The sequence below is a fragment of the Streptomyces sp. SID13726 genome, from assembly GCF_010548375.1.
In the GTDB taxonomy this organism is placed as follows: Bacteria; Actinomycetota; Actinomycetes; order Streptomycetales; family Streptomycetaceae; genus Streptomyces.
Genome location: NZ_JAAGLY010000199.1, coordinates 1 through 569, shown reverse-complemented (window position 1 = coordinate 569; position 569 = coordinate 1). Strand labels below are relative to the sequence as shown.

Annotated in this window: 1 protein-coding gene; it reads left to right on the top strand. The window is 70.8% G+C overall.

What is annotated here, in order from left to right:
- Positions 1 to 13: 13 nt before the first annotated feature.
- Positions 14 to 569 (top strand): carbohydrate-binding protein (locus G3I78_RS47145; RefSeq protein ID WP_343244026.1); only part of this gene is annotated, 556 nt, incomplete at its 3' end.

Below are 569 nucleotides of genomic sequence, written 5' to 3'. Positions count from 1 at the left end.
GGGCGACCCCGGCGTGCAGACCGAGACCACGGGTGACACCGCGGGCGGCGGCCTGAACATCGGGTTCATCGAGAAGGACGACTGGTGGGCGCACGAGCCGATCTCGCTCGCGAACGTCGACTCGATCACCCTGCGCGCGGCGTCGGAGCCCGGTGGCAGCATCTCGCTGCGCTGGGACGACCCGGAGGGCCCGGAGATCGGCAGCCTCACGGTTCCCGCGGGCGCCTGGCAGACCTACTCGGACATCACGGCCGAGCTGCACGACGTCCCGTCAGGTACCGGCACGCTGTACCTCGTCCAGATCGCCGGCCAGTCGAACGTCAACTGGATGGTCGCGAACGGCCGCGGCGTCACGGACAACGAGCGCCCGACCATCGACTCGTTCGAGGTCACTCCGACGACGGGCACCGCCCCGCTGACGGTGACCGCGACGGCGACCGCCTCCGACCCCGAGGACGACGCGATCACCTTCGCGTGGGACGCGGGACTCGGTGACGGGTTCGTCGACGGGACCGACTCGTTCGAGGTCACGTACGACCAGCCGGGCACGTACCGGCTCCAGGTGCGGG